The sequence below is a fragment of the Bradyrhizobium sp. 147 genome (genome assembly GCF_023073935.1).
Lineage (GTDB): Bacteria > Pseudomonadota > Alphaproteobacteria > Rhizobiales > Xanthobacteraceae > Bradyrhizobium.
The window spans coordinates 1-595 of sequence record NZ_JADPKL010000002.1 but is presented as its reverse complement, the minus strand read 5'-3'; the positions used below and the strand labels follow the sequence as shown (position 1 = coordinate 595).

Below are 595 nucleotides of genomic sequence, written 5' to 3'. Positions count from 1 at the left end.
GATGCCGTTGTACGCCTCCAAGACCTGGCCCGATGTGCAGCCAGAAATACCCGTGGCGAGGCGGCAGTTCCTATTTGAAAGTGGGCGCGCGCCATATCTGGGCGTTGTGGGAGGCCGGGGCCGCTGGAGGTGCTTGGGGAAGCACTGTGAGCCTACTCACAGCTCTAATCGCCTTCTGGTCGCTTCAAGCACCTTGGCAACCCGAACAACTTAATGATTCCGGGACTGCACCAGATCAGCAAGGTTGGCTTTGGCTCGATCTATTCTGCGAAGCGCTTCTGCCTGCCGCATGCAGAAGCCAGTTATGGTGAGATCACGCCGCGCGGCCTGCACCTCGTGCAGCGCATGATCGATTGCCTCGGTAACGTTGTTGCCGACCATATCGACTGCCCTCGCTTCGAGATTAAGATCCGCCCTATCAATTCCGAAAGCGTCGATACCTTTGCGACGGCGATTCAACGTTCGACAAGTCGTCTTTACCCAGGATCGCAGGAACGAGTTCGTCGTTCACAACCTTTTCCATTACAAATCGCACAAGCTTGGAGCGGGAGATTCCACGTTCCTTTGCTGCCTTCTGTAGATACTCGACTTCCAA

1 protein-coding gene is annotated in these 595 nt (G+C 55.8%); it reads left to right on the top strand.

The window, feature by feature from the left end:
* Positions 1-213 precede the first annotated feature (213 nt).
* A partial coding sequence (locus tag IVA87_RS00665) for a hypothetical protein (RefSeq protein WP_247332340.1) occupies positions 214-595 on the top strand: 382 nt, incomplete at its 3' end.